Genomic DNA, 17001 nt, shown 5'->3' with positions numbered 1-17001 from the left:
GCAAGCGAAGCCAGCGGCTGAACAAGCCGCTGCTGAGTGTTCATGCGCTCTGACGCTCGCTCCAGGAGTCGGAGTGAATGATGTTGCCGTCCTTGTAGGTCCAGGTGATTTTTTCGTAGCGCAGTTCGACCACTTCCAGGTGGTTGTGTTTCTCCTTCGAGGCTTCTTTTACGTCGTGCATTTTTGCCGCGACCTTCACCACCTTGACGTTCTCAAGCTTGGTGTTGAAGTACTCCACTTCCTGGCCGGCGTCGTCGATTCGGTACCATTTGAACTCGGCGCTTTTAAGGGTTTGTCCAGTGGTGACGGCCTTGAGCAGGTAAGGGCTCGATGCGTCGATTTCTTTCTGGAAAACAAACGGGGTATGAACCCGCGCGCCGGTCAGTTTCCCGGTGTTGTTGTCGGTGGGAATGAACACGCTGTGGTCCTGGGCAAGCACCTCGATGCTGCCTTCGCGTTTCTGTACATCCACTGAGCCCTTGATGGCAGCGCCGCCGTCATCCTGCAGCCACAAATAAACTGGAATAGCCATGTGAAAAAACTCCTTTTGGGGGGATAAAAGCCGCTGATAACGGCGGTTTCGACTCTGCCTGGACCGCAGGCAAACAGGCGGCAGGCTCAGGTACCAAACGGATGTCGACACGGCGATTGGCCGCGCGCCCGAATTCGGTGTCGTTACTGGAAATGGGTTGATTGGCGCCCAGGCCCTGGATGGCGAAGCAATTAGCCGGGATGCTGGTCATTTGCTGAATCCAGTCACGCACGGCGCTGGCTCGGGCCAATGAGAGCTGTTGGTTGCGTTCGGCCAGGCCTGCCGCATCGGTATGGCCGGTAATTAAAATCAGCCAGCCCGGCCGGGCCTTGATGGTGCTGATGGCCTTGATCAGCACAGTGGTGGAGTCAGGCTTCAAGGTGGCGCTGCCCACGGCGAACAACGACAGGCTGTCGAGTTGCAACGCGTCCTCGACCGTCGCGCCCGGCGACGCCGAACGAATAGAAGCGAGGGCATCCCGCACGGGTATTCGCAGCCGTTCACCCCGATAAAAACCGAGGCCAAGCGCCAGAGGTTCACCTTGGCGGTAGTAGTTATCCAGCACCGCTGCGTGCACGTGCAGCGCTGCCAGCGCGTCATCGTGTCTCGGGCTTATGGAGTCATGCACGCGAGCAACCTGGAAGCGACTGAGGTCGTCGCTGACCCGTCGCGCCAGTAGCGTGTTCTGCCAGGCGGAACTGGTCAATGCGATTGCGCCAGTCGCCGCAAACAGCCATGACGCAACGGCAATCGTGCGATGCAGAGGGGCCTGGTGCGGTCGAACCGACAACAGAGCCAATAGCGGATCAGGAAATGCCAGGCGCGTTACGGTATCGCCAACCGCCGGCGTGCACTCGCGTAGGCCAGTGTGCTGACCAAGCCATTGCTGCCATAAGTTATCGGGCACGCCGAACGCTGTTGCGGTAGATGCAGCAAACCGCAGGCCTGGGCTGTGCAGGGCGGGTCATAGGAGTCGGCCTCGGTTAGTGGCGCGATTACATGCTCGGCAATCCAAGCGATGCCAGCGTTCCATTGCACGACAGCACGCGCACGGCTCGCCTCGACCAGCAAGGTGGGCGCGTTGCGCTGCCAGGCAGCGAGGCGCAGCCGACTCCCCTGCTCCATGATCCATGGCTGCCCACCGCGAGGCTGCCAACCGAGCCAGGGAAGGTCGCTCTGCCCGGCGGGTAGGTAGCTGGCGATCAACAGAGGCAACGTCGCGCCGCGCCGGCGCGCGCGGGAAAGATCCTGCCGCAGCGCTTTCAAATCGGTGACCAACCCAGACCCTGTCGTGCGCTCACTCGGGTTGACCACGAGCATGACGCAGAGCTGGTTGGCCCACTCAGGTCGCTGCGCCAACACGGCAGTCACCACGTCCGGCAAACGGCTCGTTCGAGGCACCGCGAGATAACAACCCACATCGCTGTGGTGCACCGCCAACGCGTCGTCGTCGACATTGAACAACGACTTCGCACCGTCACCACAAACCAGTGCGATGGGATGTCGGTAGGACGATGGGGGCAAGGCCGCGCCTGCGGGCAAAGTCAGGGTTTCGCTCTGCGCTGCGACCTGCCGTCCCGCCCACGCGCAGCCCAGCGTAATGATGAATGCGACGGCAATACCCACCTGCACTAGGCCCAACCGTCGATGGGCAAGATGGCGATCAAGGCCCAGGCTAGCGCGCCGACCCACAACCATAGCGCGCGTATCAACGAGAGCATCATTGGCCCACCTGGCTAAGCATCAGGGCGTCGATCGCGCTAGCCAGAAAGTGATCCAGGCCCAACCACAGCACCAGCAACAAGGCCCCCGCACTCGCACCGTGAAACCACGGTGATTGCATCCAGCGTTTTGCTGGCCGCGAATGCTCGAGCGCAACGGCGTCGGTGCGCGCCAGTGCGTTATCCAACGGCGTCACCCATGCGCTTAGGGCGGCAACAATTTGCTCTCGCGCCGGGTCTTGCAGGTCGCCATACCGCCCTTTAAAGCCCAGCAGCAAAACCCGATGGAAGACGGTAAGAACCAGCAAGTCTGGAGCTGCTTCGCTTAGTACCTCACGAATGTTTTCGTAGAGTTTTTCGCCGGCCTGATGCTCCTTAAAAAACTTCGCTTGCAGCGGCTCGCGTTCCCAAGGGAGGCGGCACTCGCCTTCGGCGCGATTGAGCGCGGCTTCATCCAGCAGCGCACATTGCGCATGGGCGATCAGGTCAATGCTGCGTTGAGCGACCTTGGCCTCTTCAAGCGCACTGCGGACACGTTCGACCTGCTGAATGCAGTCGTCTCTGAGGCGCTGGTTTTCATTCGCCCGAGCACCATGGAGCAGTTGCACCGTCAGCAAGTAGCTGTCTTGAAGAAGTTCGTCGGTATCGACGGTTCGGCGCTGCGCGGAGTTCATGAGCGCAGCACCGCGAAGAGTTCGAGCTTGGCGTCCAGCAACGTCGCGGGCACATAGAATGCGCAGACGCCCGCGCCGAGCACGGCCTGCCCTTTCTCATGCTGCATGTCCAAGGCGAAGTACTGGTTCTCTAAACGCAATGGAATGGCCGCCGGCACATGGCTGAGCGGGCGAAGTGGCACGCCGTCGAGGGCAGCATTAACCAGGCGATCAACATCTTCCGGGGTGCCCGCTTTGCACAGGCGAGGGAATTGGTCGCGCAATTGCGCTGCCGGCAAGCGGCTGCGTACTGAAAGATAGAAATCAGCTCCGCCGTGCTCGCGCAGACGCGCGTCCAGCAGGTCGACTTGCCAGCGGTTGGCGCCGCTTTCTTCAAGCGCAAGGACCACGACGCGCGAGGGCAAGCTGGCTTCCAGCAAAGAAGAAAGCATGCGAATCAGCGGGGGAAAAACGGCCTGCAAATTGTCATGCCGGTAGGCGGGAATTTCGTTGATGTCGTGCTCAAGCGAAAAGGTCAGAAGCCCGCCCGCAAGCTTGACCAGCTCCCGATATACAAGCTCTGGCGGACGCTGGGGATGGGCTTTGATATCGGCGAGGATCGGTTGGTAGCTGTTCAAGGCGTTTAGAAGCCAGAACAGCGATACGTCCGCGACAGCGAAATCGGCCATGCGCTGATTGCTTTCCCGGCGCATGGCCATCAAGCGCTGCCGTTTCGTTGATAGCTGCGTCAACAGATTGTCCAGCTGCTCCATCAGCCCCACATGGGCGGAAAACCCGAGCAGAGGCGGCACATAGTCTGGGTCGATAGCCCAAACGCCCAGGTCATTACGCAGCAGCTGTACGAGCGGACAAACTAGGTATTCGCCGTTTTCGTCGGTTTCCAGCCGCAGGCAGACGTCATGCTCCAGCACACCCATCGACACGGCCTCATCGCCGAAGTGGTCGTGCACCTCGCGCCAAACCTGGCGATAACGGGTAGGTCGCTCACAGCGCGCGCCGTCAAACACGCAGTTGTTGCCGTTGCCGTGCTCCAAAGGCAACGCCAGCAGCACGGTCACACGCTGGCAGTCGCTGGCAACCAAGTCAGAAAGTGCGAGCGCCGGCGGAAGAGGATCTGCCCGCTGGGTGTCGATTGGCGTGCCATCAGGCATACGCAGGCAAAGCCCAACGGCTTTGATTTTTCCAAGTCGTAGCGCTTCATGATCGAAACTCACGGCTGTCACGCCCCAGGGGTGAACCAACGCCAGCTGAGCCACGCACGCGTTGTTCCACGCCTCCAGACGCGCTTGCTGCTGGAACTGCTGGGCCGAGAGCAACACGCCATTGGCCCAGAGAGGACGATCGATTCTCACCGCGGATTCCCGAGCGCCACGGTTTAAGCCTTGGCCTTGGGCATTTGCGACACCAGCGACAAGTTGATATCCATGCCTTCCACCTGGAAGTGCGGAACCGCATACAACTTGACGCGGAAAAAGCCGGGGTTGTCTTCGATGTCTTCAACCGTGACCTTGGCATCGCGCAGCGGATGGGAAGCTTGAAGATCGTCGCCGGGGTCGGTCATTTCGGTCACCAGACCGCCTACCCATTTATTCAGCTCCAGCTCCAGCAAGCGCCGGTCCTTGGTGGCACCGATGTTCTCGCGCTGAATCAGTTTCAGATAATGCGCGATGCGCGAGAGCAGGAAGATGTAGGGCAAGCGTGCGTTTATGCGGCTGTTGGCCGACGCATCCGCCGTGTCGTAAAGCGTGGGTTTTTGCGCGGAATTGGCAGAGAAAAAACAGGCGTAATCGCGATTCTTGTAATACGACAGCGGGATAAAGCCGAGATTGGCGAATTCGAATTCGCGGGTTTCCGGAATCATCACTTCTGACGGAATTTTTGCTTGGCTACCGACACCTAGGTCATACAGGTGTATGGGCAGATCAGTCACCGCGCCACCAGACTGCGGGCCACGAATCTGCACGCACCATCCGTTTTTGATAAAGCTCTTCACCATGTTGGTGGCGAAAGCGAACGAGGCGTTGGTCCACAGGTATTTATTGTGATCGGGCCCTTTGACATGTTCGACGTAATTGAAATTGCGCACCGGCACGGTGTCGGGCCCGTAAGGCAAGCGACCTAATACGCGTGGCAAGGTCAGGCCGATATAACGGGCATCGTCGCTTTCGCGGAAAGACTTCCATTTGATGTATTCAGCGCGGTCAAAGTAGTTGCCGATATCCTTGATGGCGGCGACTTCTTCCATCGAATTTTTCCCAAAAAAGGCTGGACCCACCGCCCCCACGAAAGGCATATGGGCCGCAGCCGAAACTTTGGAAATATTGCGCAGCAGGGCGATGTCTTGCGGGCTGCGATCGAACTCGTAGTCGGAAACAACCGCCGCTATCGGCTCACCGCCGGGCGTGTCGTATTCCTGAATGTAGCTATGCAGATAAAGGCCGCTTTGGGCGATTTCCGGTGCGTCTTCGAAGTCCTGAACCAAATGCTCTTTGCTGATATCCAGCAACTCGATACGCACGTTCTGACGAAAATCGGTTTGATCGACCAAGGACTTCACGCCCCGCCACGCCGATTCCACGCGCTGGAATTCTGGATGATGCAGGACCGCATCGAGCTGACGGCTGATTTTCTGATCAAGGGCGGCGATGTGTTCATCAAGCAATGTTCTATCGAGCCGCTCGACCTTTTGCGCAGCCTGTTCAAGCAAACGCATAAAGACATCGACCGCCGCCGTTACCCGTTCGTCGACGGAGACTTCGGACAACACATCATTATTCTGATACGGCTCCAATGCACCCAGGGACGAAACGGTGCTGAGATTGATCTTGCCGAATAAGTCGGCATATACGCTTCTATTTTCTGAGGACAGTACTTCAGCCCCCAGCGCAGAGGCGGGTGTATGTTCACGTGGCATTAGTTATTTCCTGAAAACTGACTAGTTAGTGAGCATCACTACTTAATGCGGATAACTCTAACCGCAGTTCGCCGCTCAACTGTTCGCTTTTAAGAATTTGTTCTAGCTCGTAGCGGAATGTCGCGTTATCCAGCAAGTTGGACTTCAAGTCGCGTAGCAGATTTCGCATCGCCAGCAAAGCGCGCAACTGCGGAATCTGCCGCGCCACCTGTTCAGGCTCAAAGTCTTTCATTTTCTGGAATAGGAGCTGAACACTGGCTTCTTCGCCGCCAGATGACAGCGTATCGGCCACGGCGATGTTCAACCTGGGGCAATACTCGCCTAAAACCTGGTCGAAATTGTTTTTGTCGACATTGACTTTGCTTCGCTGCGAAAGCGCGCGCTGTTCTCTTCCATTGCTGAAATCGCCGAGCACCATCAATTTCAACGGCAGCTCAACATTTTTACTTGCACCGCCAGTATGGAGATCTAGCCTGATATTAACCCTGGCTTTGGGGACTTCATCCTGAAAACTACTCATCATAGGAATTCGCTGTGCCGTTCACGCGCTTAATGAAACAGTTCATCAATGCAACCGCACTCAATGGACTCGTTCAAAAAACTTTGCCTACTTTTAAAAGTAATTGCTATACGAAAACATCAGGGAAGACGGAACCTACTTAAAGAAGCGAAAAAAGCCAGCAAACGTCCGCCCAACCACAAAACAAAAAATGAACGACAGGCCAAAAATTAAAAAAATTACAAACCTCATAACTACCGTAGTTTTTCTAATTTTCTCTACACCCATTCACTTTAAACTTCCCACACACAAAGAAGAGTTCCCCACCCCTAAAGATCCGTCTGACATTAATTAAACTGCTCCCTTGCCAGCGCCCGGGTATAAGCCCGAAGATGAGACCGATAAGCATCAGGCCTGGAGCGCCAATGAATTCGTCCACCCTGCCCCACGGCTCGCCACACGCGGCGGCCTTTGCCAGCGCCATCACCGCGCTGCTCGCCTCCGCCGCGAAATGGCCACACACACATGCCTGGGCCTGGTATCGGGTTAACGATCATTTGCACCTCAGCGGCCAGGGCGAACCGGGCGCTGACTGGCCGGCAAGCCTATCGCCGGATCAACTCGATGAGTTCTGTGAGCGTCGCCAATTGCAACGCTGGGCCACCGGCAGCGGCGAAAGCGTGCTGGGCTGGCTGCTTGCGCCGCAACAGTGCGGAACTGACGATGCCGGCGCTCTCGCGGAGCTGGCCCAGCAGCTCGCGCTGCAAACCCAGGGCATCACCTTGGCTCGTGCACAACTGACCCAGCGCGTGCTGTATGAAATTACCTATCTGGCCACCTCCACACGCGAACGCTCCGAATTTCTGATGGGCGTGCACAAGCAACTGGCCAGCCTGATCGACGCGGAGAATTTTTACCTGGCGCTGTACGACAGCGACACGCGCAAGATCACCTACCCGTACTACGTCGACATCATCGATACCGAGGCCCTGGAGTCCGAAACCTACGAGTACTTGAAGCCGGAGCATCTGTCGCTTACCGGCACGGTGCTCACCAGCGGCCAACCCCTGCTAATCGACGCAGCGGGTATCTACGCTGCCGAAGCCGAAGGGCGTTTTTTTTGCGTCGGGCACAAGCCGGAATTCTGGATGGGCGCGCCGCTGAAGAACGCTTCTGACGAAGTCTTCGGCATGCTCGCCATGCAGGTGTACGAAAAGTCCCGGGTCTACAACTCGGAAGACCGCGCGTTGTTTCTCGTCGTGGTGCGTCATGTGGCCATGGCGTTGGACCGCATTCTTCACCGTGCCGACCTTGAGGAAACCGTTTCGCGGCGAACGCTGCAGCTATCGGAGCTCAATCACACGCTGCGCCAGGAAGTGGCCGACCGAGAAAGGGCCGAACATCTCCAGAGCGCGCTGTTTCAGATCACCGAATTGTCCAGTCAGCCTGGGGAAATGGTCGATCTGTTCAGGGGCCTGCACAGCATCGTTGGCGAGCTGCTGTTCGCCCTCAACTTCTATATTGCGCAGTTCGACAGGCAGACCAACGAGGTCAGCTTTCCGTATTTCGTCGATGAACAACGCAGCGATCCGCCACCGTCGCGTCGCGGCCAGCGCGGCCTAACGGAGTATGTGATTCGGCAACGACGCCCATGCCTGATCGACTACGACGAAGCCTCACGATTGATGGACATCGGCGAAATCGAGCGCAGCAAAGAACCAGTGCGCTCGCAGTCGTGGCTGGGCATCCCGCTGTTTGCCGACAACGAAGTACGCGGTGTTCTGGTGGTGCAAAGTTACGAACCCAATGTGCGCTACACGCTCCGCGATCAGGAATTGCTGACCTTTGTATCGCGGCATATCGATACCGCGTTTTCCCGTCGCAACGCCGCCGAAGCGGTGCAGGCTGCCAACCTGCAACTGGAAGAACGCGTGCAAAGCCGAACTCGGGAACTCGACTTCGCCAACGCCAAGCTGCAACACGAAAACACCCATGACTCCCTGACCGGCCTGCCCAACCGCAGCCACTTGCAGCACCGGTTGAACCTCGCCTGGAATGACTTCCGCGACCACGGCAAACAGCTGGTGGTGATGTTTATCGACCTCGACCGTTTCAAGCTGATCAACGACAGCCTCGGCCACCACTTCGGCGACCTACTGCTCACCGAAGCCGCCTCCCGCCTGCGCGCCTGCCTGCGTGGCAGCGACCTGCTGGCGCGATTGGGCGGGGACGAGTTTGCCGTACTCGCTCCGGGCGCCCCGCTCGACGTCGCCATCGGTATTGCCGATCGCATCCTCACGGAATTCGACCTGCCGTTCGCCATCGACGGCCACACGCTGTTTTCCTCGTGCAGCATCGGCATCGTCAGCGCCGACCAGCAATTCCACCAGGAACCGGCAGACCTGCTGCGTGACGCCGACACGGCCATGTATCGGGTTAAAAATGCCGGGCGCGACAGCTTCGCCGTGTTCAACCAGGAACTGCGCCGCGAAGTGTCCGACCAAATGGAGCGCGAAGGCGCACTACGAAATGCACTAAAACGCAGCGATGAATTGGTGCCGTACTTCCAGCCCATCGTCAACGTTCGTACAGGTGAGTTGGTATCGCTGGAAGCATTGATTCGCTGGCATCAGCCCGACGGCACCGTCATCGCACCCGGTTATTTCCTGCCCGCGCTTGAAGGCCTGCGCCTGATCGGCCGGCTGGACTTGTACATGCTCAACTGCGTGGCCGAAATTCTCGCCCAGCCGCAGCACGCCAACTGGCCGACCGTGCACGTGAACTGCTCCAGCTACAGCATCACCCGCCCCGAATTCGCCGAAGAAGTGCTGAGCCTGCTGGCCCGCCACAACATCGCCCCGGCGCGCATCTGCCTGGAACTCACCGAAGGCGCCCTGGTGGCCGAACCGGCGCAAGCGCGACTGACCATGCAGCAGTTATCCGAACAAGGCATGAGCGTGGTGCTCGACGACTTCGGCTCCGGTTTTTCGTCCCTGAGCTACGTGCATCAGTACCAATTCAGCGGCTTGAAAATCGACAAATCTTTCATCTTCGAACTCACCACCAGCTCACGCAGCCGCGCGATTGTGCGCGCCATCGTGCGCATGGCCGAGTCGTTGGGGTTATCGGTGGTGGCGGAAGGGGTAGAAGACGAAGCGACATTGCAACTATTACGCGAGATCGGCGCAGGGCAAGCGCAAGGCTACTTCTTCGCCAAACCTCTGGCCCTGGAACAGCTCACGCAAAACCCGCTCATGCAACAAGGAAGCGTCGCCGCAAGCGACACCCACTAACTCTGTAAGCGCTTGATCATGCGTGCAAATTTACGGAAATTTCAGCTTGACAGCTAAGCCCCAGCCAAGAATAATGCGCGCCACTTGGCTACATAGCTCAGTTGGTTAGAGCATAGCATTCATAATGCTGGGGTCCGGGGTTCAAGTCCCTGTGTAGCCACCAAACAAAACAAAGGCTTACCTTCGGGTAGGCCTTTGTTGTTTCTGGGTAGTGACTACAAAGTGACTACACCGCGCCTACGCACACAGGCCCTTCCTGTGATGACGCCCGCCTACCCATGTAATATCTCGCGATCTCAATACAGCGAGCGACGGATACATGAACGAAAAATACAATCTGTTTTTCCGGATGGCAGGGCTAGTTATAGCCATATTGGTTATTTACGGGGTTATCGTGTATTTCTCCCTAAACAAATGGGACGAACGCGGCCAATTCGGCGACATGTTTGGAGCTACAAACACGCTATTTTCTGGCTTAGCGTTCGCAGCACTCATCTATACAGTGCATCTTCAAAGGATTGAGCTTTCCCTACAGCGTGACGAACTGAAAGAGACCCGACTGGAGCTGGCAAGGACGGCGGAAGCCCAGGAGAGGTCAGAAAAAAGCCTTGCCGCTACCGCAAAATCAAATCTTCTCGCTGCACAAATTTCCGCAATAGATAAAGCATTAAACATGCTCATGAAACAGAAGCACGATTACGACAACAGGGGCGCTTACCTTCTTGCATCCCAGTGGCCGGCCGATTACTACAAAGAGAAACTACCTAAAGAAATCAGAAAGCTAGAGCAGCGACTTTCAGATATCACTGTGCAAATCTTAGCTGCTAACGATACGTCTAATTAAGTTTAAGCTGAGCCAGCGGAGAAAAGCGTAACGCCGACTCCAGATGATCGGGTGACAGATGCGCATAGCGCATGGTCATCGCTATCGACGAATGCCCCAAGATCCGCTGAAGGCTGAGGATATCACCGCCGCCCATCATGTAATGGCTGGCAAAGGTGTGTCGCAGGATGTGGGTTAGCTGGCCTGGCGTGTTGAACCCACAGCGCTCATAGGCACCACGGAAGGCAGCACGGCACGACATGAACAGCCGCCCTCCCACAGGCATTCCCACCTTAAACGCTTCCGCTTCAACTTCCTGCGGGATCGGCACGGATCGAGACTTGCCATTCTTGGTGCGGTGAAAATGCACCTTCCCGCCGTAGATAGCCGAGCGTGTCAGGCTTTCCGCCTCGTCCCAGCGAGCGCCAGCAGCCAGGCATATCAGGGCAACCGGGTACGTGTGGTTATTGGTCGATTTGCGGCACTCATTCAGCAATTGGCCGACTTGCTCCAGGGTGAGAAACGACAGCTCCGTCTGGTCGGTCTTGATCTGTCTGATGTTGGCTAGAGGGTTGGTGCCAACCCATGCGCCGAGACGAATCAGCTCGGAAAACACCGCCGACAGGTATCGCTGTTCATGGTTAACCGTGTGCGGAGAAACGTCTTTGAGGCGGGCTTGTCTGTACCTGGCCCAAGCCAATGAATCGAACTCCGAAGCCCTAGGATTCCCCAAGCGTTCGACGACAGCTTGGGTTCGGGAAAGCCTGGCCTTTTCGTCTTTGAGCGAGCAGCCGTGGAGGTCGTACCAAACCTGCACCAGATCCAATAGACGATCATCGAGAGGCCGCCCGGTCTGGTTAAAGGTGTTGAAGTAATCCGACTCATACCGCTGGGCAGCGGATTTCGTCGCGAATCCCTTTTTCCGAATACGGCGGCCTGAACGGCCATCAACGTAGAAATCAGCAGTCCACGTTTTACCGTCCTTGCGAACACTCATACCGCCCTACCCCACCGAACACTTCGCTCTTCTAAGAGGGCTTTGATGTGTTTGTATAGGTCATGCTCGGTCATGTCCTTAGCGGCGTAGTGGTCGCGAATGACGACCCAGCAATCCCATTGCTGGAGCGTGGCGAAAGCCTTTTTTGCGCCCACCTTTTCCCTTGCCAGCAAGCTGACGAAGTTGCCCAGGAAAAGCTCCACGTTCTTACCGCTAAAGCCTCTGCTGGTCTTGTAATAGCGTTTGTAGTCGGTCTCGTCGAGCAGCGAATCGGCCTCAATTTCGACCTTCACGTCATCGCGAATAAGCGACCAGATGGGCATGAAATAACCCGGGCGGGCCAGCAGCTTGAACTGGGCCAAGCCGTACCGCCACAGACCGTCCAGATGGCAGGAAAACGCCTCAAACGACCGCGTGTCGATGGTGTTACCAGTAGCCAGGTCAGTGGACCCACTCGCGAACTGTTGGATGATGGAGTGGTGATACCGCAGCTCGATGCGCCAGACGTCTTGCTCCGGGTTGTAGTTGCTCGGGTCGTCTTGGTCGAACGAATCTCGGCGACGCCAGACGCTTTCCCAATAGTCGAGCTTGTCGGTAGCTCGGGCTTGCTCGGTTTTATTGTAGAGGCAGAGCTGCACACCGTTGGCCGAGCCAAACATAGAGGTCTCGCCACGTCCGTAGACGCTGGATTTCATGTGCCAATGCAGTTCATTGATGCCCGAGATATCACGATGGGTACGAGCTCGGCAGTGCATACGGGCCACCAGATCTTGCGGCGGTATCCAGCCCTGTAGATCTAGCGCCAGGTGTACCGCGCATTGGTTGATTTCCAAGTGTGAGAGCACAGCCTCAGCGTAGAAATCGAGCCGAGCTTGCAGGCGCGCAGGCGACAGGTTGTCGATGGCGTGGGGCGAGACTTCGATTTTCAGGTGTGGACCAATGCTGTCGATTTTGGCGTTGAAGTTCTTCACCAACAGGATGATGCCCAAATCGGCGTTCTGGAGCTTGTACTGGTAACCAGAGTCCTTCCCTACCCGCCCCGAATGCCAGCGCTGGCCAGCGAAATCGACAATGACGCCAGGGTTTTCAAAGAGCGCCATGATTTCCGGTCGGATCATGCCCTTGTACAGCTGGCGCACGGTATCGACGCCACAACGAAGCAGGCGAACGTCTGCCAGATCAACGAAACCCATTTGTTCTGGGTCGACAAAAAGACGACTTGCCGAATCGACCAAACCGGTCAGCAAGTTAATACGTGTGAAGTCTTTTATCTTGGCCATTTTTTCTAATTACTCTGGTTTAGTCTGGTCGTTCAGTTCGTTTTGTATGACGTGTTACAGGGACGTCACTCGGCGGCTCGCTTGCTCTGTACCGAGCCGCGCGCTCGCCGCCTTGCTCCTCAATTCAGGAGCGTCCTAGGCAACCGGCTGTTGTCCGGTATCGCAATCACACGGGTGCCCGAAATCTCGCTCACAGGAGCGGTAGCGTTGGTTTGGTAGGGGTTCGCTTGGGGTGTTGCGGATTGGATGGATTGGCCGCGCGCGAGCTGTTGCGCAGGCATTGCGCCCTTGCATACGGCTTGGCCTTCCCATTCCTTGTACTTGATGACCACATAGCACGGGCCGCGATAGCCAAGCTTGTAGCCAATGTCGATCAGCTCGTTTCCGGTCTGCCTGAACACCCGGCCTTCATCATCTTCGACCTTGAACATCACTTTGCGGGTGAACTGCCCATCACGGGTGCCTTCCACTACGGCCTCAACATAGATATGCCGACCATCGAAGGGATGGGCTAAGACAGGATCCAGTGGAGCACCAGACCGGCCACCCAGAGAAACAGGCAGTACATCAGCAGCCACGTTACTAATATTTTGAGCAGGCGCAGCAGCAGCCGGAGCAGCTTTTTCAGCGGCGGGAGCAGCAGTTTCTTTGTGGGCTCCAGCAGGGCCGAAATCAATTCCGCCGAGAGAAAATACAGCGACAAAAACGCTGGCAATAAATGCCAGGAGAAAAAGTAATTTAGGTGAACGGAAAAGGCTCTTACCGGCCGTGGTGTCTTGGGAGACGCCTGTAGCAGTGGATTGGTAGAGTCGGAAGGTGTCGGGCTTGATTCGCTTGTATTCAACGATGGTGCCTTCGGCTGGGGCGCGGTTGAGCTGGGCGTCATGCTGGGCCTCCTTATAGCGGCCAGATATGCCGATCACGGCAAGGTTTGAGTGCTTGTAGGCCATCTCGCTAGTCATCCGAATATCGTCACGGATGTAGCTGATGTTTGGGGTCGTTAGAACCACGTCCCAGTTCCAATGCCGGTGGCGGGTCCAGCCGTCGAGCCAATCCATGGGGCGATCCGCAGCGGCGGCCGCCTCACTACCACCCGGATAGTCGAATTGGGCTAGGTCTTTTTCCCGCCATGCCTTGGGGAAAACCAGTTGGGTTTCGTCAAAGATGATGAATGCGCCCCGCGGTGCCCATTGGAACCAAGAGCGCATCTTTTCCATGTCGGCACGAACCTCAAGGTCGAGGTTGATGATGTCTACCGACTCGGGCAGCTCGGGCATGACCTGTAAAACGCGCTCCAGCGTGAAGCCACGAATGTTGGTGATGATCAGCCGGCCGGCTTTGAGTGCGCGCACAGCATCGTCTTGGATAGCGCCGGATGTTTTGTAGGAGCCGTTCGGGCCGTGGTGAATTTTGATGGCCATCGTCAGCGACCCATGAACGGCACGAAGCGGAGCATGAAGCGTGTGGATAAAGCGGAGAACAGGATATTCAACGCTTGCGGGATGCCGAAGAAGGAAAGCCCGCTCAACACCTCCCCCGGTAAACCGGAATACATCTGCCGGATTTGCTGGGTAACGCCGATGCTGTTCACCACGTCTTGGGCGGCTTCATACGCCACTTGCAAAGCGAAGATTTGCATCTGGATATACGAGTACAGCGCGGCCTTGGTTGCGATCGCCATAAAGGTTTTGAGCAGGTCGTAAATACCAGTCGTGAGGAAGTCCCATACGTATTGGAAGAACAGGAAAATCTGGTCAATGGTGCTGCTGATCCATTCCACGGTTAGTCCCTCAAGATGATGAAGCCGGCCAAGATCGTTGCGCAGGCGAGCAGGATGTATTTCAGGTAAATGAGCTGGTCTTCGAAGTCGGCGGGGCAGAAATCGAGATTGGTGTTGATGTAGGGGCTACGGATAGGAATGTCGTAACAGGGCAGCTTTGCGCCACCCGTGCCGATGTTCAGGTCGAAGGCACCCGAAAACAGAGTTGAGTACTGGTTAATCAGGCTATCCAGTTGCTGGCGGCCTGCGTCTATCTTGGCCTGCCATGCCGCTTCCTCTTCGCCGAAGCCTTCGGATGCGTTACCCACGAGTTGCTTGGAGGGGCCGGCGATTTCGTCGTCGCCTTCTTCTTCCTCACCTTCGCCTTCACCCTCACCACTACCGGGCGTGCACTTGGCACCCTTACAGCTAGAGCTAGAGTCGCCGGGCGATCCGTCCGCGTTGGTGTGGTTGTTGTTGGTAGTGGTCGTAGTCGTCGTGGTGCAGCTGTTAACGCCGGTGCACTTGGTTTCGGTTTTGGTGGTCGTGGTCTGCGTGTCTTTTGAGCCATCCGGGTTGGAGGTCGTTTTGGTTTCGGTGTCGGTCTTTGTCTTGGTCGATTTTGGCTGTGTGATGACGCAGGTCCAGTTGCCTTGAACCGTCCCCCACTTGCAGTTTTCGTCGCCGTCTTGCTTAACCTCTTTGGTCTCGGTGCAGTTGTAGACCTTTACCGGCTTGCCATCAGCGGTTGTGCTATCTGGGCCGGCTTCGCACTTGTTCGAGGTTTCGACTTGAGGGGCGGTATCAGCCTTGGTGCAGTCGGACTCAAGATTGCATTCGGTGTAGCCCGCTGGGTTAGCTGCCGTGCATTGATTGCCGGTGTAGTTGCCGTCGTAGTAATACGTGGTCCGGCCACCAGTAGTTAGCGGGTTGGAGTTCGTGTGATAAGCAACAGAGCAGCCGTTGATGCAGGCCGAGCCAGGGAGGGGAACAGACGCAGAGATATTTGAAGCCCGGCCCGTTTTTTCGGTGCAAGGGTTGAAGGGAACGTCGCAGGAGCCTTTATCGGGGTTGTAGGTGGTGCCAGCCGGACAGCTAGTACCACTGCGCGTGATGTTCCATTCATAGTTAGAAGGGTTGTATGAACCGGGCATATTTACCCGCAGAACCTTGCACCTAAAAATAGTCTCGCTGAATTTATATAGACCCGTTTCGGTGTAAGCATAAACGGTAGTGGAAGCGTTGGAACGGGCGACAGCGCCGGTACAAGCAGCGGCGGGAGACGGATAATTAACATTCGCGTAAGCCCAAGAGTAATCAGCAGCGAAAGCCGATTGCGACGAAGCGAGCAAGGCCGCAAAAAAAAAGAAAGCGAGCTGTTTTTTCATGCCATAAAAAAGGAGCCTTTCGGCCCCTTTTCCCTCCAGATCAGAAGAACTCGCCGCAGCGGTAACCGGTGATGAAGGCCCCGGCCACGAATGCGCCGAGCCACACTGACCAGAGCATCTGTTACGACTTACGCAGCATGCCGAAGATGACGCCAGCGCAAGCCAGAACGGCCAGTGCCAGAGCGACATAACCGGCCACAGTGCCAGCGGAAGTAGCGCCGGCAGTGATTTGCTCTTCGATGCCGTCAGTGCTGATTGGGATGGCGGCAGCCATGGCCTGACCAGCGGAAAACAGAGCTACGCCAGTAGCGATGCCCAGGTTGCGAACGGTGTTGCTCAGTTGCAGTTTTTTCATTAGTTGTTACCTCATACGTCGAAGGATTGAGGCTATCCATCCACCGGATAGCCCGATTACGAACACCAGCAGCACACCGCCAAAACCAACGGCGAAGGCTTTTGGTGAAAAACCACCTGAGACCAGAATGTCTACATAGCCAGCGGCCTCAGGCGGAATCAGATAGGCCTGTTGCCATCCAAGTTGGGAGCAGCTGATAGAGGCATCAGCGTTAGTGACCCACTCCATGCAAACCTGAACAGCAACGACCATCAGTAGTTACCCACCAGAGGAAGGCCGCCGAACGCTTGCACCTGCGCTACCACCGAATCGGCAATGGCGAGGCCGTCAGAGAGGCCCCACAGGTAGCCGCCGATACCGGCTAAAGCAGCGATGAACAAATAGCGATGCATGGCAAACCCTCCCGTTTAGCCGTTACGCCTTGGGCGCTTCGGTGGTGGGTTTGCTTGGAGCTTGTTGGGGCGATTGAGTGGCAGTGCGGGGCTTGACCGACTCGATGTGCAGGGCAAGATTTTTGCCTTTGTTCTGGCCGCCACGGGCAACGTCGAAGGTGATGCGCACAGTTTCCAGCGGCGAGAAGTGAGCACCGGCAGCGAAGATTTCTTCGGCGGCGTCATCGTCGGCAGCCATGCCGATAATCGACAGGCCGTGCTCGGTTTTGCCGTCCGGCTCATCGCCGTAAAACACCTTGATGTACTTGGTGCCGCCTTCGCCGTCGAAGCGCTGAGTACCGAGAAATGCCACTTCCATAGTCGAACGAGCCATC

Annotated in this window: 17 protein-coding genes and 1 tRNA gene; 3 read left to right on the top strand and 15 right to left on the bottom strand. The window is 56.9% G+C overall.

The features are described 5' to 3' along the window. Nucleotides 1-40: 40 nt before the first annotated feature. The 7 genes from ACZZZU_RS18525 to tssB all read right to left on the bottom strand — a co-directional run bounded on the left by ACZZZU_RS18525 (nucleotide 41) and on the right by tssB (nucleotide 6361). The gene (locus ACZZZU_RS18525) at nucleotides 41-532 is read right to left on the bottom strand and encodes an Hcp family type VI secretion system effector (protein ID WP_463551439.1); all 492 of its coding nucleotides are present in this window, start codon (nucleotides 530-532) and stop codon (nucleotides 41-43) included. Then, complete coding sequence (locus ACZZZU_RS18520; RefSeq protein WP_463551438.1) at nucleotides 498-1238, bottom strand: OmpA family protein; 741 nt, start codon at nucleotides 1236-1238, stop codon at nucleotides 498-500. Before ACZZZU_RS18520 ends, ACZZZU_RS18525 begins: the two co-directional genes overlap by 35 nt. Nucleotides 1239-1357: 119 nt before the next feature. Continuing rightward, nucleotides 1358-2056 (bottom strand): hypothetical protein, encoded by a 699-nt coding sequence (locus ACZZZU_RS18515; protein ID WP_463551437.1) that lies wholly within the window; start codon nucleotides 2054-2056, stop codon nucleotides 1358-1360. 196 nt (nucleotides 2057-2252) lie between these two features. Next, the gene (tssL, locus tag ACZZZU_RS18510) at nucleotides 2253-2927 is read right to left on the bottom strand and encodes a type VI secretion system protein TssL, short form (RefSeq protein WP_463551436.1); all 675 of its coding nucleotides are present in this window, start codon (nucleotides 2925-2927) and stop codon (nucleotides 2253-2255) included. After that, entirely contained in the window at nucleotides 2924-4279 is a 1356-nt protein-coding gene (gene tssK / locus ACZZZU_RS18505) for a type VI secretion system baseplate subunit TssK (protein ID WP_463551435.1), read from the bottom strand. Before tssK ends, tssL begins: the two co-directional genes overlap by 4 nt. Nucleotides 4280-4302: 23 nt before the next feature. Beyond that, on the bottom strand, nucleotides 4303-5841 hold the full coding sequence (gene tssC, locus ACZZZU_RS18500) for a type VI secretion system contractile sheath large subunit (RefSeq protein ID WP_463551434.1): 1539 nt from the start codon (nucleotides 5839-5841) through the stop codon (nucleotides 4303-4305). Nucleotides 5842-5866: 25 nt separating this feature from the next. Continuing rightward, nucleotides 5867-6361 carry a type VI secretion system contractile sheath small subunit gene (gene tssB, locus ACZZZU_RS18495; RefSeq protein WP_463551433.1) on the bottom strand — a complete coding sequence of 165 codons (495 nt, stop codon included), beginning with the start codon at nucleotides 6359-6361 and terminating at the stop codon, nucleotides 5867-5869. 404 nt (nucleotides 6362-6765) lie between these two features. Here tssB and ACZZZU_RS18490 point away from each other — a divergent pair, with 404 nt between their 5' ends. The 3 genes from ACZZZU_RS18490 to ACZZZU_RS18480 all read left to right on the top strand — a co-directional run bounded on the left by ACZZZU_RS18490 (nucleotide 6766) and on the right by ACZZZU_RS18480 (nucleotide 10477). Continuing rightward, on the top strand, nucleotides 6766-9633 hold the full coding sequence (locus tag ACZZZU_RS18490; protein ID WP_463551432.1) for a bifunctional diguanylate cyclase/phosphodiesterase: 2868 nt from the start codon (nucleotides 6766-6768) through the stop codon (nucleotides 9631-9633). A gap of 86 nt (nucleotides 9634-9719) precedes the next feature. Then, a tRNA-Met gene (locus ACZZZU_RS18485) sits at nucleotides 9720-9796 on the top strand. 156 nt (nucleotides 9797-9952) lie between these two features. Next, entirely contained in the window at nucleotides 9953-10477 is a 525-nt protein-coding gene (locus tag ACZZZU_RS18480) for a hypothetical protein (protein WP_463551431.1), read from the top strand. On the opposite strand, the gene ACZZZU_RS18475 is transcribed toward ACZZZU_RS18480, so the two are convergent. The 8 genes from ACZZZU_RS18475 to ACZZZU_RS18440 all read right to left on the bottom strand — a co-directional run bounded on the left by ACZZZU_RS18475 (nucleotide 10470) and on the right by ACZZZU_RS18440 (nucleotide 17000). After that, nucleotides 10470-11453, bottom strand: a complete 984-nt coding sequence (locus tag ACZZZU_RS18475) for a phage integrase (protein WP_463551430.1) — start codon at nucleotides 11451-11453, stop codon at nucleotides 10470-10472. The two genes, ACZZZU_RS18480 and ACZZZU_RS18475, sit on opposite strands and share 8 nt — an antisense overlap. Beyond that, on the bottom strand, nucleotides 11450-12733 hold the full coding sequence (locus ACZZZU_RS18470; RefSeq protein WP_463551429.1) for a hypothetical protein: 1284 nt from the start codon (nucleotides 12731-12733) through the stop codon (nucleotides 11450-11452). The genes ACZZZU_RS18475 and ACZZZU_RS18470 overlap by 4 nt, the downstream gene beginning before the upstream one ends. Before the next feature lie 119 nt (nucleotides 12734-12852). Further along, entirely contained in the window at nucleotides 12853-14154 is a 1302-nt protein-coding gene (locus ACZZZU_RS18465; protein ID WP_463551428.1) for a zonular occludens toxin domain-containing protein, read from the bottom strand. Between the two features lie 2 nt (nucleotides 14155-14156). After that, complete coding sequence (locus ACZZZU_RS18460) at nucleotides 14157-14513, bottom strand: DUF2523 family protein (RefSeq protein WP_463551427.1); 357 nt, start codon at nucleotides 14511-14513, stop codon at nucleotides 14157-14159. Nucleotides 14514-14515: 2 nt separating this feature from the next. Continuing rightward, a complete protein-coding gene (locus ACZZZU_RS18455) occupies nucleotides 14516-15880 on the bottom strand; it encodes a hypothetical protein (RefSeq protein WP_463551426.1) in 1365 nt (454 codons plus the stop codon). A 121-nt stretch (nucleotides 15881-16001) separates the two neighbouring features. Next, nucleotides 16002-16235, bottom strand: coding sequence for a hypothetical protein (locus ACZZZU_RS18450; RefSeq protein ID WP_463551425.1), 234 nt, complete (start codon nucleotides 16233-16235; stop codon nucleotides 16002-16004). A 251-nt stretch (nucleotides 16236-16486) separates the two neighbouring features. Continuing rightward, on the bottom strand, nucleotides 16487-16627 hold the full coding sequence (locus tag ACZZZU_RS18445; RefSeq protein ID WP_463551424.1) for a hypothetical protein: 141 nt from the start codon (nucleotides 16625-16627) through the stop codon (nucleotides 16487-16489). Nucleotides 16628-16649: 22 nt separating this feature from the next. Continuing rightward, nucleotides 16650-17000: a hypothetical protein gene (locus ACZZZU_RS18440; RefSeq protein ID WP_463551423.1), complete on the bottom strand. Its 351-nt coding sequence runs from the start codon at nucleotides 16998-17000 to the stop codon at nucleotides 16650-16652. Nucleotide 17001: the final 1 nt, after the last annotated feature.

The sequence above is a fragment of the Pseudomonas sp. AC136 genome (assembly GCF_979258585.1).
The sequence above is the reverse complement of the archived record's forward strand: the minus strand, read 5'-3'. Positions and strand labels throughout refer to the sequence as shown.

Excerpts from the sequence above, each read along its gene's own strand:
- ACZZZU_RS18455 (WP_463551426.1), bottom strand. The coding sequence starts at position 15,880 with ATGAAAAAACAGCTCGCTTTCTTTTTTTTTGCGGCCTTGCTCGCTTCG.
- tssL (WP_463551436.1), bottom strand. The coding sequence starts at position 2,927 with ATGAACTCCGCGCAGCGCCGAACCGTCGATACCGACGAACTTCTTCAA.
- ACZZZU_RS18480 (WP_463551431.1), top strand. The coding sequence starts at position 9,953 with ATGAACGAAAAATACAATCTGTTTTTCCGGATGGCAGGGCTAGTTATA.
- ACZZZU_RS18440 (WP_463551423.1), bottom strand. The coding sequence starts at position 17,000 with ATGGCTCGTTCGACTATGGAAGTGGCATTTCTCGGTACTCAGCGCTTC.
- ACZZZU_RS18475 (WP_463551430.1), bottom strand. The coding sequence starts at position 11,453 with ATGAGTGTTCGCAAGGACGGTAAAACGTGGACTGCTGATTTCTACGTT.
- ACZZZU_RS18450 (WP_463551425.1), bottom strand. The coding sequence starts at position 16,235 with ATGAAAAAACTGCAACTGAGCAACACCGTTCGCAACCTGGGCATCGCT.
- ACZZZU_RS18470 (WP_463551429.1), bottom strand. The coding sequence starts at position 12,733 with ATGGCCAAGATAAAAGACTTCACACGTATTAACTTGCTGACCGGTTTG.
- ACZZZU_RS18525 (WP_463551439.1), bottom strand. The coding sequence starts at position 532 with ATGGCTATTCCAGTTTATTTGTGGCTGCAGGATGACGGCGGCGCTGCC.
- tssC (WP_463551434.1), bottom strand. The coding sequence starts at position 5,841 with ATGCCACGTGAACATACACCCGCCTCTGCGCTGGGGGCTGAAGTACTG.
- tssB (WP_463551433.1), bottom strand. The coding sequence starts at position 6,361 with ATGAGTAGTTTTCAGGATGAAGTCCCCAAAGCCAGGGTTAATATCAGG.
- ACZZZU_RS18490 (WP_463551432.1), top strand. The coding sequence starts at position 6,766 with ATGAATTCGTCCACCCTGCCCCACGGCTCGCCACACGCGGCGGCCTTT.
- ACZZZU_RS18465 (WP_463551428.1), bottom strand. The coding sequence starts at position 14,154 with ATGGCCATCAAAATTCACCACGGCCCGAACGGCTCCTACAAAACATCC.
- ACZZZU_RS18445 (WP_463551424.1), bottom strand. The coding sequence starts at position 16,627 with ATGCATCGCTATTTGTTCATCGCTGCTTTAGCCGGTATCGGCGGCTAC.